The 16,608-nt window shown below is 59.8% G+C and carries 10 protein-coding genes; 7 read left to right on the top strand and 3 right to left on the bottom strand.

The window, feature by feature from the left end; all coding sequences use genetic code 11:
* Nucleotides 1-101: 101 nt before the first annotated feature.
* Nucleotides 102-1,931 carry a hypothetical protein gene (locus ACYZUD_RS19110; protein WP_462019674.1) on the top strand — a complete coding sequence of 610 codons (1,830 nt, stop codon included), beginning with the start codon at nt 102-104 and terminating at the stop codon, nt 1,929-1,931.
* A 5-nt stretch (nt 1,932-1,936) separates the two neighbouring features.
* Here the strand turns inward: ACYZUD_RS19110 and ACYZUD_RS19115 are convergent, their stop codons facing one another.
* Nucleotides 1,937-2,278: a PA4575 family protein gene (locus tag ACYZUD_RS19115; RefSeq protein ID WP_090179723.1), complete on the bottom strand. Its 342-nt coding sequence runs from the start codon at nt 2,276-2,278 to the stop codon at nt 1,937-1,939.
* A 321-nt stretch (nt 2,279-2,599) separates the two neighbouring features.
* Complete coding sequence (locus ACYZUD_RS19120; protein WP_462019675.1) at nt 2,600-5,038, bottom strand: Lon protease family protein; 2,439 nt, start codon at nt 5,036-5,038, stop codon at nt 2,600-2,602.
* Between the two features lie 275 nt (nt 5,039-5,313).
* On the opposite strand from ACYZUD_RS19120, the gene ACYZUD_RS19125 reads away from it, so the two are divergent.
* The 4 genes from ACYZUD_RS19125 (at nt 5,314) to ACYZUD_RS19140 (ending at nt 8,955) form a co-directional block, all read left to right on the top strand.
* A complete protein-coding gene (locus tag ACYZUD_RS19125; protein WP_020798660.1) occupies nt 5,314-5,802 on the top strand; it encodes a DUF3015 domain-containing protein in 489 nt (162 codons plus the stop codon).
* A 220-nt stretch (nt 5,803-6,022) separates the two neighbouring features.
* Nucleotides 6,023-7,876: an Lnb N-terminal periplasmic domain-containing protein gene (locus tag ACYZUD_RS19130; RefSeq protein ID WP_462019676.1), complete on the top strand. Its 1,854-nt coding sequence runs from the start codon at nt 6,023-6,025 to the stop codon at nt 7,874-7,876.
* Between the two features lie 157 nt (nt 7,877-8,033).
* On the top strand, nt 8,034-8,390 hold the full coding sequence (locus ACYZUD_RS19135) for a hypothetical protein (protein ID WP_462019677.1): 357 nt from the start codon (nt 8,034-8,036) through the stop codon (nt 8,388-8,390).
* A 70-nt stretch (nt 8,391-8,460) separates the two neighbouring features.
* Complete coding sequence (locus ACYZUD_RS19140) at nt 8,461-8,955, top strand: GreA/GreB family elongation factor (protein ID WP_462019678.1); 495 nt, start codon at nt 8,461-8,463, stop codon at nt 8,953-8,955.
* A 201-nt stretch (nt 8,956-9,156) separates the two neighbouring features.
* Here the strand turns inward: ACYZUD_RS19140 and ettA are convergent, their stop codons facing one another.
* A complete protein-coding gene (ettA, locus tag ACYZUD_RS19145) occupies nt 9,157-10,821 on the bottom strand; it encodes an energy-dependent translational throttle protein EttA (RefSeq protein ID WP_462019679.1) in 1,665 nt (554 codons plus the stop codon).
* Nucleotides 10,822-11,106: 285 nt separating this feature from the next.
* Here ettA and ACYZUD_RS19150 point away from each other — a divergent pair, with 285 nt between their 5' ends.
* Nucleotides 11,107-14,955 (top strand): sensor domain-containing protein, encoded by a 3,849-nt coding sequence (locus ACYZUD_RS19150; RefSeq protein ID WP_462019680.1) that lies wholly within the window; start codon nt 11,107-11,109, stop codon nt 14,953-14,955.
* A 248-nt stretch (nt 14,956-15,203) separates the two neighbouring features.
* Nucleotides 15,204-16,457 carry a serine hydroxymethyltransferase gene (gene glyA / locus ACYZUD_RS19155; protein WP_462019681.1) on the top strand — a complete coding sequence of 418 codons (1,254 nt, stop codon included), beginning with the start codon at nt 15,204-15,206 and terminating at the stop codon, nt 16,455-16,457.
* Nucleotides 16,458-16,608 lie beyond the last annotated feature (151 nt).

The raw sequence follows: 16,608 nt of genomic DNA on the forward strand, positions 1-16,608 counted from the left end.
GAAACCGTCGGGAAATCCGCAACCTGCGCGTGTGTCACAAAGTTTTTCTGCTAGTGTCCAGACTATTGACAGCTCAGCGACATCGGACAGGAAGACTGGAAATGGATGTGCGATTGACCTTAACGAGCGCCGGAATTTGCCTGGCTCTGCTGATGATCGGCTGTTCACCCAGCGATGAGAAACGCCAGCTCAGCCTCGAAGAAAAGACCGCGCAGTTCGAAAAATCCCTGGATGCCATCGAGGATCCGAAGCTCAAGGATGCCGTCGCCGAACTCGGTGGCTCACTGTTGTTGCTCGAACGCGCGCAGCTCAAGCTGGATAGCAAACCCGTGGCAACCGAGTACGGCGAAGACGTCCTCGCCGTACTCAAGCACTACCCCACGCCACAAGCCTTAGTCGACACGTACATCAATGGCCTTTTCGTGCTGCACAAGGATTCCAGCTCCGACTACCTGACCGACCTGCAACCGGTATTCCCCTTCAACTTCGACATTCCGGCCCAGTTTCTCTTCCCCCATGGCCTGGAATGGCAGTCGGTCACCTTGAGCAACAAACGCGTTATCCCGTTCCAGCCGGAATGGTCGGAAACCGACCCCGGCATCCAGCTGAGCCCGTCGAGTTCCAACCTGACCAATCCCGATGACCTGACGGTGACCTATCCCTTCATCGACGGTCTGGACGTGGAAAACAAGAACCAGCCTCAACCGGTGAGCCTGCAAGGCAAGGTGGAAGTCATTGCGCCGCGCAGGCTCTACAGTTTCGAGCTGACGAAAAAGGATGTCGGCCAGACGCGAACGAATGACAACCTCAGCGTCACCCTGCTGAACCTTGCCAACAACTACGCCGAAATCGAATTCAAAAACAGCGCACCACTGGCTCCCGAAGTCGGCGATACGTCGCTGAACCCGTTGATCGTCCAGGCCAGGGACAGCACCGGGCAATTTCTTTCGCGTTCAGGCTCGATCAACGAAACCGCCGCGCAAATTGCCTTCTATCAACAGCAACTGGCGAAAATGCAGCTGCAGAAGGCCTGGAGCGAGGCCTTCGAAAAACAGCTCGACGAAGAGCACCGCGCCTTCGAGCAGCAGCAGACCCAGCATTACTCCAGGGTTTACTTCAACGGACCGATCGAAACCCTCGAGGTCAGCGTGCTGGACTTCTCGACCGCCACAGTGACCCGCAAAGACCTGGACCTGCCGGTACGCCGTTTCGACCCACACACCACGGAAAAAACCATCCAGCCACTGACATTGCCCGTGGTGGTGTACGACGATCAGGCCCCGACCTGGCTCAAGGGTGCAACGCTGGGCGAGGAACAACTGAAAAAGAGCATCACCATCCGTCAGTCGGTCGATGACCCGAGCGCCGCGCGCATCGAGTTCGATCACCCCAGGAGCTTCAATGATGAGCTGCTTGGCACGTCCTTCAGCGCCGGCGATAGTCCGGTCACCTTCTTTACCGAAGACGGAAACGGTAAACGCGATGAACCGATCGAATTGCCGCCGGAGGCTTACCAGGTCGACCCTCTGCGCGGCACCATCACTTACGATCTGAACCTGTTTGCGCAAACACCGGCTTATGCGGTGGGCTCCATGCCGCTGTTTCTGGCCACTGTCGACAAGAAAGCCCTCGACGCACACCAACTGCCCACAGGCCTGGAGCTCAAAGGTAATGCGCTGGTGGTTGACCTAAAGCTGTTTCCCGCCCAGGACTGGCATTTTTTCGCCAAGGACGACAGCGGCAATTATCTGAAGGAGATTCTTTCGGTCAGCCACGACGCGAGCGCAGAAGGCCCGGCAGTTTTCGCGGTGCATTACTTCTACGGCCAGCCCACCCGACTGGAAACCTACCAACGAACTGACCTCGCCACCGTGCAATACGGTTTCGAGGTCAAACTCGACAAGGCGGACACGTCCAACCTTGACCAATAGCCCTCTCAGTGGTCGGGCCGGAACTCGAACCCGCCGAGGTTGCGGCAACGACCACCATTGATTTCCCGCAACTGGGCTTGCAGATGCAGGCACCAGATCTGCGGATCATCGGCCAGCTCATAGCCGTGCAGGGTCAGGCTTTCAACGATGGTGTCGAGGATCGATTCAGCCACGAAGGGGCCATGAAACGGGCCCTGGGCTTTGATGGCTGAAGGTTGTTCGCCGGCCATCCCGGCGGCGAAGAGTAAGGTCCACATGCCCGTATCTCCCGCCAATGGGCGGATGGCACACTCGATACGGGTCACAAGGCCCAGGCACTGACGGGTGAGGCAGAGGTTGCGCGACATGGCGGCGACCCTCGGTAGCTCCGGTATTCAGCCCCCACGGGAGAGCTGTCTCGATCCAGTGATTACTGTCGATATCCTTGAGCTGAGAATAGAAGAAAAGTCTGCCTAGCACGTTAAGTGAGACCAGAAGGCGCCGAATGGTCATTGTGTGAATGTTGACGTCAGAGTGATGGCACTTTGTCAGAATGCGCCGAATAGAAATGTGGGAGCGAGCCTGCTCGCGATTGCGGACTTTCAGCCAACATAAATGTTGAATGTCAGTGCCTCATCGCGAGCAGGCTCGCTCCCACAATGGTTCCATGCAACTTTCGTCAGGTTGCGTCAGGCCGGTTTGGCTTCGACCAGCGCTTCCTGCGCCGCTTCTTTCTCGGCTTCCTTGAGGTCTTCCTCGCTGATCATTTCCGCGATGACCCGCAAGCGTTCCACCACCCGTGCGTTGACGCTGCCCTCAGGGAATTCGCCGTTCTCATCCGGCGCACCCGCCGGCTCGCCGACCAACAGGCTCAGTGCCTCATCAGCCTGACGCACCGCGTAAACATGAAACTGCCCTGCCCGCACCGCCGCCAGCACCTTCTCATCGAGCATCAGCGTCGCCACGTTGGCGTGGGGAATGATCGCCCCCTGCTCACCGGTCAGCCCGCGGGCTTCGCAGAGGCGGAAGAAGCCTTCGATCTTCTCGTTGACCCCGCCCACCGCCTGAACTTCACCGAACTGGTTGATCGAGCCGGTGATCGCAAAGCACTGCTTGAGTGGCGTTTTCGACAGTGCCGAGATCAGCGTGCAAGCCTCGCCCAGCGACGCACTGTCGCCATCGACGTAACCGTAGGACTGCTCCAGGGCGATGCTCGCGGAAATCGCCAGCGGAAACTCCTGGGCATAACGGCTGCCCAGGTACCCGGTGAGGATCATCACGCCTTTGGAGTGAATCGGCTGGCCCAGGTTGACCTCGCGCTCGATGTCGACGATGCCGCTGCCGCCCGGATACACCGTGGCGGAAATCCGCGCCGGCACACCGAAGGCCGAGTCGCCGACCTCCAGCACCGTCAGCCCGTTGCACTTGCCAACGGCTGCACCGTCCGTGTCGATCAGGATGATCCCGGCCAGCATGTCATCGAGAATCCGCGCAGAGACGCGCCCGGTGCGGGTGGCCTTGGCCTTGAGTGCACGTTCGATGTGCCCGGCGTCCGTCATTTCGTCGCCCGCCAGGTGACGAATGAAATCCGCCTCGCTGACCAACTGGAACAGATCACCGATCCGCGCCGACAAACGCCCCTGGTGTTCGGCCAGACGCGCACTGTAGGTTGCCAGACGCGCCACCGCATCGGCGGTCAGCGGCGCCATGCCTTCTTCGGAGGTGCGGGTTTTGAGCAACTGGGCGAACTGCTCCAGGCTCTCGTCGACCATCGGGATGTCTTCGTCGAAATCCACCAGGACGCGGAACATCTCCTGGAAGTCCGGATCAAGGTCTTGCAGCGTGTAGTAGAGCTGGCGGGCGCCAATGATGACGACTTTGACCTGCAACGGAATGTGTTGCGGTGTCAGGGTCACGGTGGCCAGACGGCCCAGCTCACCCAGCGGCGACTCCATTTTCAGTTTGCGCGATTGCAGGGCGCGCTTGAGCGCATCCCATACGAACGGCTCGCTGAGCATTTTTTCCGCTTCAAGGATCAGGAAACCGCCGTTGGCGCGGTGCAACGCACCCGGTCGCAGCTGCCGATAAGTCGTGTAGAGCGCGCCCTGGTCGGTGCTGTATTCGATGCGCCCGAACAGGTTTTCGTAAGTCGGATGCGGCTCGAACACCACCGGCGCGCCGCCGCTGGCCGAATGCCCCACCACCAGGCTCGGCGCGTATTGCTCTTCCAGCAGTTTGCGAGCGATGGCGTCGGCCTTGCTGTCGTCCACCAGTTGCTCAACCACGGTTTTGAGCAGGTACACCTGCATCGCTTGCAGGTAACCGCAAACGCCTGCGTTTTCCGCGTACTTTTCCGACAGCGGTGCGAGCAAGGGCTGCAAGGCCAGGGTGATGGTTTCTTCGTTGAGGTGACGCAGCTGATTGCTCGACTCACGTTTCCATTGCGGCAGGCTGGCGAGCTCTTCGTTGAGGCGCTCTTCCAGACCCGAGATGTCTTCGTGGAAACGCTCGCGATCAGCTTCCGGCAACTGGGCGAATTCCGCTTCGTCCAACGCCTTGCCTTCACTCATCGGGGTGAACGCGATGTTGCTGGCGTCGCGGTAAAGCGCGACTTCCTTTTCCAGGGCCAGACGCTCGATCACGTCCAACGCCTTGTCGTAACGCTGGTTGAAGGTGCGGTCGATGGCGCTTTTCTTCTGCTGGTAGGACGGGTGCTCGAACACTGCCGGAAAAGTTGCCAGCAGGTTGTCGATCAAACCGTTGATGTCACCGATGAAAGCGCCGGCCGTACCTGATGGTAATTCCAGGGCGCGAGGCTCGCGGGGCTCATCGAAATTGTTGACGTAGACCCAGTCCGCCGGGGTCTGCAGGCGCTTGCCTTCGGCCTTCAGGTAGCGTTTGACGAACGAAAACCGGCCAGTGCCGGGCTCGCCCATGACGAATACGTTGTAACCGGGGCGTGGCATGGCCACACCGAACTGCAAGGCCTCGACCGCACGTTCCTGGCCAAGCACACCGCGGAAGGGCTCCAGATCATTGGTGGTAGAGAAGCTGAACTGTTCAGCGGAAAACGGACGGGTCAGCGCTTCGGGCGCTAGACGCAAGCTGGCAGCAACAGGATCAGGCATCGGGCTTCCTTACATCAGGCGGGGCAGATAGCGGCATTCTGGCGCTGCCCATAGCTCACTTGCAAGGCGCGCCTCAAGCCAAAGCATAGTCAAAGTGGCATGCCCAGGCGGGCCGGGTCTAAATCAATGTTTTCGACGAATGTTTTGCAAAAAATCACGGAACCCCAGGAACGTGCCTAAACTCCAAACTGCGCGGCTGGAACAATAACCGGCCCACTGGCGCCAGATCGGGCCAGACCCTGTCCATTGGTATGCACATAAAAGAGAACAAAGCTATGAAACGGATTCTTCTCGGTACTCTCTTCACCGCTGTATCCATCAACGCCATGGCTCAGGCGCCAGGCGGCCCGGATTGCGGTTGGGGCAACATGCTGTTCGAAGGTCAGCGTGGCACCCCGGCTCACTTCCTGGCATCCACCACCAACGGCACTTCCGGTAACGCAACCTTTGGTATGACGTCTGGTACCAACGGTTGCTCGACTAATGCGTCGCTGACCTATGGCGGCAAATCCTGGTTTGCCATGAATGGCATGATGAACGAGCTGTCCGAAGACATGGCTAAAGGTCAGGGCGAAGCGCTGACCACTTACGCCGTGGTACTGGGCGTGGCGCCGGAAGACCGTGCGCACTTCGCCGCTGTGACTCACGAGCACTTCCAGCAGATCTTCAGCAAGGCTGACGTGACCGCGGAAGATGTGCATACCAACACCCTGGCCGTTCTGAAGAGCGATCCTCGTCTGGCCAAGTACGCGACTCAAGCTTAAGCTCGACCCGCCCGCTCCTTTCGGGGGGCGGGTTTTATTTTTTGGACCTTGCCCCGCTTTGGGTAATGCCATTCAACTGTAGGAGCTGTCGAGTGAAACGAGGCTGCGATCTTTGCTTTTAAAGATCAAAAGATCGCAGCCTCGTTTCACTCGACAGCTCCTACAGCAAATGGCATCAACCGCGCTGGGTCTTTGTTTCTTTCGACTTAAGTTGCCCACTATGCTCAAACGCCTTGCCTGGCTGGCGCTCTGTGTCTGCGCCCCGCTGTCTGCCACGCCACACATCGACAATCAACGTTTGCAGCAACTGGCCAACGATCCCTTCTGGATTTCCCTGGGCCATTACGAAACCGCCAAGCTCGGCGGTTGGCGCAGCTATGTCAGCGACAGGAAGTTCTTCCTCGCACCTGATGGCAACGAACACCCCGATCGCGAACTGGCGGCGACCGTACAAGCGCTGTACGCCCCGGCCAATGCCGGCGAGCAACACGCACAATGCGTCTACCCGGCACGTACCCGCTGGCTGAAGGCGCAGCTCAACCTGACCGACCTGCCAACGCTGGACTGCACTGAATTCAAGCAATGGTTCAAGGATGTCTCGCCCCACAGTGCGGTGATGATTTTCCCGGCGGCCTACCTGAACAGCCCGTCATCGATGTTCGGCCACACCCTGCTGCGTATCGACCAGGCTGACGTACAGAGCGATCACACCGCTCTGCTCAGTTACGCGATCAACTTCGGTGCCTACATCGAGGGCTCGGACAACAGCATCCTGTATGCCTGGAAAGGCTTGATGGGCGGCTATCCGGGTCTGTTTGCGCTGGTGCCTTACCAGGAAAAACTCTCGGAATACCGCAGCCTCGAAAACCGCGACTTGTGGGAATACCGCCTGAACCTGACCCAGGCCGAAACCGAGCGGATGGTCGAGCACGTCTGGGAACTGAAACAGATCCAGTTCGACTACTTCTTCTTCGACGAAAACTGCTCCTATCGCCTGCTGGAGCTGCTGCAAGTGGCTCGCCCGAGCTTGCGCCTGACCGAACAATTCCCGCTCACCGCCATTCCCACCGACACGGTCAAAGCCGTCAAGGAAGCCGGGCTGGTGGAGTCCATTCAATATCGTCCGTCCCGCGAGCGCGAACTGCTGAGCCGCGCTGAGCCACTGACTGACGAAGAACAGGATTGGGTGTTGAAAGTCAGCGCCGACCAGAAGCAGCTGCAAGAGCCGGCATTCAAGGCACAACCGCGCGAGCGTCAGGCATTGATCATCGATGCGGCTTACCGCCTGGAGCGCTACCGCGCCAACGGTCAGGAGCGCGACCCGCAACGGGCACAGCGCAGCTTCGAACTGCTGCGGGCGATCAACCAGAACCCGGCGCCGGAGCTGGACATCCCGCGACCCGGCCTGCCCGAGGACGGCCATGAATCCCGTACCTGGCAGGCCGGTATCGGCACGCGGGGCGACAAGGCTTTTGGCGAATACGGCCTGCGCATGGCCTATCACGACCTTAACGACAATTCCGAAAGCTTCCCCCTCGGCGCACAGATCGAAATCCTGCAGATGAAACTTCGCCAGTACGAAGGCAACGAGTGGCAGTTGCAGCAACTGGACCTGGCGACCATCCGCTCCCTGACCCCGCGCAACGAGCTGTTGCAGCCGCTGTCGTGGCAAGTCACCGGCGGCCTGGAGCGCGTGCCGGGCAAGCATGATGACGAAACCCTGGTCAGCCACGTCAACGGCGGTGGCGGCGGTACCTGGCAACTCGGCGAGGACATGCTTGGTTTTGCCCTGGGCACCGTGCGCGTGGAGCACAACAACGACTTTGCCGGTTTTATCGCGCCGGCGGCGGGTTTCAATACCGGGCTGCTGTGGAAGAACCCGCTGGGCAACTTCAGCCTGGAAACCAAAGGCGACTTCTTCACCAATGGCGAAGTGCGCCGCAGCGTGAGCCTGAATCAGCAGTGGGAATTGTCGCGCAACCTCGGTCTGCGCCTGAGTGCCCAGCGCGAGTTCAGCCACCTGGCCTCGCCCGAGAATGAAGTGATGCTTGAGGTGAAGTGGTATCACTACTAGATCAAAAGATCGCAGCCTTCGGCAGCTCCTACATGAGATCGCGTTCCCCTGTAGGAGCTGCCGAAGGCTGCGATCTTTTGATCTTTCTTTCACGTCCCGTCGACGAATCCGCTCCTAAACTTCCCCTATAGGCCGTTGAACGGCTCGGGAGTGCGAGATGTGGCGTTGTGTGGCGGTGCTGGGGTTGTTGATGTTGATCGCGGGTTGCCAGACAACCCACGAAGATTTGATTTCCAAGGGCTATCCACCGGCATTCGCCGATGGCTTCGATGACGGTTGCAGCAGTGGCCGGCAAGCCGCCGGGGCGATCACGGGCGAATTTCGCAAAAACGTCCCGCGTTATCTCAAGGACAAGCAATACGCCGAGGGCTGGAGCGATGGCTTCCGTCAGTGCCAGGCCATGCGCGAAAGTGAAGACCGGGAGGACTATCGCAGCCACCATTGGGACGATCGCGAAAAAGCCTGGCAGCAGCAAAAAGACCAGGACGCCGCCCGGGCGTATCGCTCGCAATAAGTCGCTGACAGACATCCATCGAAACTAAAAGCCTGCAACCATGGCCCAAACCCTATAACGGGAGAAAACCATGAGTCGCGCCTTCGTCAATGAAGATAACGCCGCCGCGCAAGCCGATCAGCCAGTCGAACGGCAGGTCAGCGCGCAGCCCAATTACGTCACGCCCACAGGGCTTGCGCAGCTTCAGGCGAAAGTCGCCGAGGTGCAAAACCTGCTCAATGAGCAAAGTGCGAAAGGTGAACTGGCCGATAAACAGCGCCAGGCCGACCTTGAGCGGGACTGGCGGTATTTCAATCAACGACTGCAGAGCGCTCAGTTAGTCGTACCGGCCTCCTCGACCAACAAGGTGCAGATTGGCGCTTGGGTGACGTTTGCCGATGAGCAAGGCAATGAGCAGCGTGTACAACTGGTGGGCGAGGATCAGGCGGATGCCGCCAGTGGGCTGATCAATTGGGGTTCGCCGCTGGGGCGGGCGTTGTTGGGCGCGCAGGTTGGGGATGAAGTGCTGTGGAAGCGGCCAGCGGGGGATTTGGTGATTGAGGTTCTGAGCATAGAGATTGTGTGACCATTAAGCCGCCTTCGCGAGCAGGCTCGCTCCCACAATTGATCTTCAGTGGCCTTCAGATTTGTAGCCAACACAAATCCCCTGTGGGAGCGAGCCTGCTCGCGAAGGCAACGCCGCGGTTTAGCTGAATGACACCCATAAAAAAACGGAGCCACGAAGGCTGCCACGAAGGCTCCGTTTTTTCATGCAACCAACCCCAAATCAGGCCAGTTTCTTGTGCCGTACACGATGCGGCTGAGCAGCTGCTTCGCCGAGGCGCTTTTTGCGGTCGGCTTCGTACTCGGAGTAGTTGCCTTCGAAGAACACCGCTTGCGAATCGTCTTCGTACGCCAGGATGTGAGTCGCGACCCGGTCAAGGAACCACCGATCGTGAGAGATCACAATGGCGGCGCCCGGGAAGTCCAGCAGGGCTTCTTCCAGGGAACGCAGGGTTTCAACGTCGAGGTCGTTGGACGGTTCGTCGAGCAGCAGGACGTTGCCGCCCTCTTTCAGGGTCAGGGCCAGGTGCAAGCGACCGCGCTCACCACCGGACAGGTCCTTGACGAACTTCTGCTGATCGCCGCCCTTGAAGTTGAAGCGACCGACGTAGGTGCGCGACGGGATCTCGTAGTTGCCGATGCGGATCTGGTCGGAACCGTCGGAAATCTGCTGGAACACAGTCTTGCTGCCGTCCAGGTCGTCGCGGCTCTGATCGACGCACGCCAGTTGCACGGTTTCGCCGACTTCGATGGTGCCGGAGTCCGGCGTTTCCTTGCCCATCAGCATGCGGAACAGGGTCGACTTACCCGCACCGTTACCGCCGATCACGCCAACGATGGCGCCTTTAGGCATGGAGAACGACAGGTTGTCGATCAACACGCGATCGCCGTAGCCCTTGGAGACGTTCTTGAACTCGATGACCTTGTCGCCCAGGCGTGGACCGGCCGGGATGTAGATCTCGTTGGTTTCGCTGCGTTTCTGGAATTCCTGCGACTGCATTTCTTCGAAGCGTTGCAGACGAGCCTTGGATTTGGACTGGCGGGCCTTGGCGCCTTTGCGCACCCACTCCAGTTCTTCCTTCATGGCTTTTTCGTGGGCCGACTGCTGCTTGGATTCGGCAGCCAGACGATCGGACTTGGCTTCAAGCCAACCCGAATAGTTGCCCTCGTAAGGGATACCGGCGCCGCGGTCGAGTTCGAGGATCCAGCCAGCAACGTTGTCCAGGAAGTAACGGTCGTGCGTGATCGCGACCACGGTGCCCGGGAAATCGTGCAGGAAGTGCTCCAGCCAGGCGACGGAATCGGCGTCCAGGTGGTTGGTCGGTTCGTCGAGCAGCAGCATGTCCGGCGCGGACAGCAGCAGGCGGCACAGGGCCACACGACGCTTTTCACCACCGGACAGGAATTCGACCTTGGCATCCCAGGCCGGCAGGCGCAGCGCATCGGCGGCGACTTCCAGCTGGCGATCCAGGTTGTGACCATCGCTGGCCTGCAGGATGGCTTCGAGCTTGGCCTGTTCGGCAGCCAGTTTGTCGAAGTCGGCATCTTCATCAGCGTAAGCCGCGTAGACCTCGTCCAGGCGCGCCTGGGCGTTCTTGATCACGCTGACGGCTTCCTCGACCACTTCACGCACGGTCTTGGTCGGGTCCAGGATCGGTTCCTGTGGCAGGTAGCCGATGTTCAGCTCCGGCATAGGACGGGCTTCGCCCTCGAACTCGGTGTCGACGCCCGCCATGATTTTCAGCAGCGTGGACTTACCCGAACCGTTGAGGCCGAGTACACCGATCTTGGCGCCGGGGAAGAACGACAGCGAAATGTTTTTCAGGATTTCCCGCTTCGGCGGAACAACTTTGCCCAGCCGATGCATGGTGAAGACGTATTGAGCCATGGAGAACCTTGGGTCAGTGACAGATGAATGATTGGAGCACAGGCGATGCCCGGCCAGGCCGTGCGCGTCGTCCGATTGATAGCTATCAATACGTGCGCGCTGAAAAAGCCTGATTCTAGGAGCTGGAACGCTCCCGCGTAACCGGCAAAGCTACCTTATTGACAGAAGGCAGTCCAGCCGGGAGGGACTGGCACTTTGCCACAACTCAAGGCATGCTAGCCGCCCTCCGGGCGTCCGGCTTATAGTGCACGTCGCGCCAGTCCAGCCAAACCGCAGGATTACAGTTTGCCCAATGTCACTCCGCCCCTGACCACCCGTGCACCGACTGTTGCGCCCGGCCCTCCCCTGCGCGGAAGTCTGAAAGGCGCACTGGCGACACTCGTGCTCTTGCTGCTCGCACTGCTGTTCTGGCAGTTGCTGGATCAGCTTCGCGAAACCCAGAAAAACCAGCGTCAGTACACCATCGACTACACCGCCGATCTGGCTTCGCAAGTCAGCCTGAACATGGCGCTCAACGCCCAGATCGCCCTCAACCTGCTACCGATCGTCGAACAACCGCAAAGCGCCGACGAACAGCAGGCCCTGCTGCGCAAACTGCAACGGTCATTGCCTGATCTGCGCAGCCTCGCATTGCTGACGCCCTCCGGAAAAATCCTCAGCGACAGCGCCGCCGACAGCAACGACGCCGACTACCTGAGCGATCTGGTCAGACGCAGCCGCGCCCAGGCCCACTATTTCAGCAACGCCGATGACGGTTCGGTGGTACATCTGCTGCTGCATCAAGCCAGCGGCAGCACCCGTGGCTACTGGATCCTGCGCCTGACTCCGACATTTTTCTCGTCATTGACCAAACCAAACGAAGCCGGCATCCGCCCGCAGTGGCTGGTGGAAAACCGTATCAATCACCAGATCATCAGCCGCGACGACATACAGCCCTCGGCCAAACCGAGCGTGCTGACCTCGGAGGATCTGGCCAACAGCGTGCTGACCGTTCCACTGAGCAGCAGCGACTGGCAGCTGCGCGGGCTGTTCGACCGGCAACAGGTGATCGAGGAACTGCTGCCGGCGTTCATTGGCAAGTGCCTGCTGGGGCTGGCCTTCTCCCTGCTGCCGCTGATAGCCCTGTTGAACATGCGCCGCCGTCAGCGCCAGGTGAGCGAAGGTCGTCGACGCTATCAGGATATTTTCGACGGCACCGGTGTAGCCCTCTGCGTGCTCGACGTGTCCGGACTCAAGGGCGTCTACGACAAAGCCCAGTTGCACAGCACCGAGCAACTGCGAGCCTGGCTGGAAGTCCCGGAACAACGCCATCAATTGCTCCAGGAACTGCGCATCACCGAGGTCAACCAGGTCGCCCTGCAACTGCTCAACATCAGCATCTGCGATCAAGCCTGGAAGCTGCTGATCGACGGCAATCCGCTGGACGGCACCGCCATCGGCAATCAAGTGCTCGAAGCGGTGCTCAATCAGCAGAAACAGCTCGAACTGGAAATCAAACTCAAGGATGCCAATGGCCGCGACCAGCACCTGTGGCTGGTGCTGCGCCTGCCGGAAGACCAGGACGACTATAAAGCGGTGATCCTGAGCATCAACGACATCACCAGCCGCAAGCTCATCGAGCTGTCGCTGCTGGAGCGTGAAGGATTCTGGTCGGACGTTGTGCGCACGGTGCCGGATCACCTGTACGTGCAGGACGTGATCAGCCAGCGGATGATTTTCAGCAACCACCACCTGGGTCAGACGCTCGGTTACAACCGCACCGAACTGCACCAGATGGGCGAATACTTCTGGGAAATTCTCCTGCACCCCGAAGACGCCGACTACTACCACCGTTCGCGCCAGACCCAGCGTCACGCGGGCTACACCCAACTGCTGCAATGCCAGTTGCGCTTCCGCCACCGGGACGGCAACTGGCGGCGTTTCGATATTCGCGAACAGGCCCTGGCGCGGGATAAACACGACCAGGTCACGCGAATCATCGGCGTGGCCAAGGACATCACCGATCAGATCGAAGCCAGTGAGTCCCTGCGCGACAGCGAGCAACGTTACCGGATGCTCGCCGAAAGCATCAGCGATGTGATTTTCTCCACCGACAGCAAGATGGCGCTCAACTACGTCAGCCCGTCGGTGCAAGCCGTGCTCGGTTACGACGTCGACTGGATTTTCCAGAATGGCTGGCAATCGACCATCGCCAACCCACAACAACTGACCGGCATCTACAGCCTGATGGACCGGGTCAGCAAAGCCCTGGATAAACCCGAGCAACTGGCGCTGTTGCGCAGCCAGGTGCAGACCCAACTGTTCCTGTTCGACTGCCTGCGGGCGGATGGGCGCAAGATCCCGATCGAGCTGCGCCTGGTGCTGGTCTGGGACGAACACGGTGCGTTCGAAGGCGTGCTGGGCGTCGGTCGCGACATCAGCCAGCAACGCCGGGCCGAGAAAGACCTGCGCATGGCGGCCACGGTATTTGAACACTCGACCTCGGCGATCCTGATCACCGACCCGGCCGGCTACATCGTTCAGGCCAACGAAGCCTTCAGTCGCGTCAGCGGTTATGCGGTGGAACAGGTGCTCGACCAGTTGCCGAACATGCTGACGGTCGACGAGCAGCAGGAAGCCCATCTGCGCTATGTGCTCAAGCAATTGCACCAACACAGCACCTGGGAAGGCGAGGTCTGGCTCAAACGGCGCAACGGCGAGCATTACCCGGCGTGGGTCGGGATCACGGCGGTGCTGGACGATGAAGGCGATCTGGCCAGCTACGTGTGCTTCTTCAGCGACATCAGCGAACGCAAGGCCAGTGAGCAGCGGATTCACCGCCTCGCCTATTACGACGCCCTGACGCACCTGCCCAACCGCACACTGTTCCAGGATCGCCTGCACACGGCGCTGCAAGCGGCCGAACGGCAGAAGTCCTGGGTGGTGCTGATGTTCCTCGATCTGGATCGTTTCAAACCGATCAACGATTCCCTGGGCCACGCCGCGGGTGATCGCATGCTCAAGGAAATGGCCACGCGCCTGCTCGGTTGCGTCGACGATGACGACACCGTGGCACGCATGGGTGGCGATGAATTCACGCTGCTGCTGCAACCGCGGGCCAACCGTGAAATCGCGCTGAACCGGGCGATTCATGTCGCCGAACAGATCCTCGCCAGCCTGGTGAAGCCGTTCGTCCTCGAAGGCCGCGAGTTCTTCGTCACCGCCAGTATCGGCATCGCCCTGAGCCCGCAGGACGGCAACGAACTCAGCCAGTTGATGAAGAACGCCGATACCGCGATGTACCACGCCAAGGAACGCGGCAAGAACAACTTCCAGTTCTACCAGGCGGACATGAACGCCAGCGCCCTGGAGCGTCTGGAGCTGGAAAGCGACTTGCGCCATGCGCTTGAGCAAAACGAATTCGTTCTGTACTACCAGCCGCAGTTCAGCGGTGATGGCAAACGCCTGACCGGCGCCGAGGCCTTGCTGCGCTGGCGCCATCCGCGACGCGGTCTGGTGCCGCCGGGGGACTTCATTCCGGTGCTCGAGGAGCTCGGTCTGGTGGTGGATGTCGGCGACTGGGTCATCAGCGAAGCCTGTCGTCAGCTCAAGACCTGGCATCAGGCCAAGGTGCGGGTGCCGAAGGTGTCGGTGAACATTTCGGCCCGGCAGTTCTCCGACGGCCAACTGGGCACGCGGATCGCCACCATTCTCAAGGATACCGGCCTGCCGCCGGCATGCCTTGAGCTGGAGTTGACCGAAAGTATCCTGATGCGCGAAGTCAGCGAGGCGATGCAAATTCTTGCCGGGTTGAAAAACCTTGGCCTGAGCATCGCGGTCGACGACTTCGGCACTGGCTATTCATCGCTCAACTACCTCAAGCAGTTCCCGATCGACGTGCTGAAAATCGACCGCACCTTCGTCGACGGCCTGCCATCGGGTGAACAGGATGCGCAGATTGCCCGGGCGATCATTGCCATGGCCCACAGCCTCAATCTGGCAGTGATCGCCGAAGGCGTGGAAACCCACGAGCAACTCGACTTCCTGCGTGAGCATGGTTGCGATGAGGTTCAGGGGTATTTATTTGGGCGGCCGATGCCGGCGAACCGGTTTGAGGCGCAGTTCAGTAATGATGCGCTGTTCATGTTCGACTGAAATCTTCAGCGCTGCTGATGGCCCTATCGCGAGCAGGCTCGCTCCCACAGGGTTTTCGGGTGTAGACAAGATTGGTGAGCACCGAAGATCCCCTGTGGGAGCGAGCCTGCTCGCGAAGGGGCCGCCCACATCACCGCTGATCCCGTCATGAAGCCCACTTGTCTGCGACATGACGTCCTTTCATATGCCATCTAAAACCCATTGGGTTAGAATGCCCCCCTTTTCTGCCCCGATCCTTGAGGACCGCCATGTTCAGCCGTGATTTGACTATTGCCAAGTACGACGCCGATCTCTTTGCCGCCATGGAGCAAGAAGCTCAGCGCCAGGAAGAGCACATTGAGCTGATCGCTTCGGAAAACTACACCAGCCCTGCGGTGATGGAAGCTCAAGGCTCGGTACTGACCAACAAGTACGCCGAAGGCTACCCGGGCAAGCGCTACTACGGTGGTTGCGAGTTCGTCGACGTGGTCGAGCAACTGGCCATCGACCGTGCAAAAGAACTGTTCGGCGCTGATTACGCCAACGTTCAACCGCACGCCGGTTCGCAAGCCAACAGCGCCGTTTACCTGGCCCTGCTGCAAGCGGGCGACACCATCCTGGGCATGAGCCTGGCGCACGGCGGTCACCTGACCCACGGTGCCAGCGTTTCGTCCTCCGGCAAGCTGTACAACGCCGTTCAGTACGGCATCGACGGCAACGGCCTGATCGACTACGACGAAGTCGAGCGCCTGGCGGTTGAGCACAAGCCGAAAATGATCGTGGCCGGTTTCTCTGCCTACTCGCAGATCCTGGACTTCCCGCGCTTCCGCGAAATCGCCGACAAGGTTGGCGCCTACCTGTTCGTCGACATGGCCCACGTGGCCGGTCTGGTCGCCGCTGGCGTCTACCCGAACCCGGTTCCTTTCGCTGACGTCGTGACCACCACCACGCACAAGACCCTGCGCGGTCCACGTGGCGGCCTGATCCTGGCTCGCGCCAACGCCGACATCGAGAAGAAACTGAACTCTGCCGTATTCCCGGGCGCCCAGGGTGGCCCGCTGGAGCACGTGATCGCCGCCAAGGCGATCTGCTTCAAGGAAGCACTGCAACCTGAGTTCAAGACCTACCAGCAACAAGTGGTGAAAAACGCCCAGGCCATGGCCGGCGTGTTCATTGAGCGCGGTTTCGACGTGGTGTCGGGCGGTACTCAGAACCACCTGTTCCTGCTGTCGCTGATCAAGCAGGAAATCTCCGGTAAAGACGCCGACGCCGCTCTGGGCAAAGCGTTCATCACCGTGAACAAGAACTCCGTGCCAAACGATCCACGCTCCCCGTTCGTCACTTCCGGCCTGCGTTTCGGTACTCCGGCTGTGACCACTCGTGGCTTCAAGGAAGCTGAGTGCAAAGAACTGGCCGGCTGGATCTGCGACATCCTGGCTGACCTGAACAACGAAGCGGTGATCGACGCCGTTCGTGAGAAGGTCAAGACCATCTGCAAGAAGCTGCCGGTGTACGGCGCTTAATTGCACCGCTGAACCGCAGCACAAAAAAACCGGCCACCTGATGGCCGGTTTTTTTTCGTCCGGATTTTTTTCAAGTGGCGAAAAGGCTCAAGGTCAGGCGATTGCGCCCAACTGGTAAGACCGGTCATGCCAATTGCTCAAATTCTGCTTG

The organism is Pseudomonas sp. XS1P51, assembly GCF_054897845.1.

Excerpts from the sequence above, each read along its gene's own strand:
- ACYZUD_RS19110 (WP_462019674.1), top strand. The coding sequence starts at position 102 with ATGGATGTGCGATTGACCTTAACGAGCGCCGGAATTTGCCTGGCTCTG.
- ACYZUD_RS19115 (WP_090179723.1), bottom strand. The coding sequence starts at position 2,278 with ATGTCGCGCAACCTCTGCCTCACCCGTCAGTGCCTGGGCCTTGTGACC.
- ACYZUD_RS19120 (WP_462019675.1), bottom strand. The coding sequence starts at position 5,038 with ATGCCTGATCCTGTTGCTGCCAGCTTGCGTCTAGCGCCCGAAGCGCTG.
- ACYZUD_RS19125 (WP_020798660.1), top strand. The coding sequence starts at position 5,314 with ATGAAACGGATTCTTCTCGGTACTCTCTTCACCGCTGTATCCATCAAC.
- ACYZUD_RS19130 (WP_462019676.1), top strand. The coding sequence starts at position 6,023 with ATGCTCAAACGCCTTGCCTGGCTGGCGCTCTGTGTCTGCGCCCCGCTG.
- ACYZUD_RS19135 (WP_462019677.1), top strand. The coding sequence starts at position 8,034 with ATGTGGCGTTGTGTGGCGGTGCTGGGGTTGTTGATGTTGATCGCGGGT.
- ACYZUD_RS19140 (WP_462019678.1), top strand. The coding sequence starts at position 8,461 with ATGAGTCGCGCCTTCGTCAATGAAGATAACGCCGCCGCGCAAGCCGAT.
- ettA (WP_462019679.1), bottom strand. The coding sequence starts at position 10,821 with ATGGCTCAATACGTCTTCACCATGCATCGGCTGGGCAAAGTTGTTCCG.
- glyA (WP_462019681.1), top strand. The coding sequence starts at position 15,204 with ATGTTCAGCCGTGATTTGACTATTGCCAAGTACGACGCCGATCTCTTT.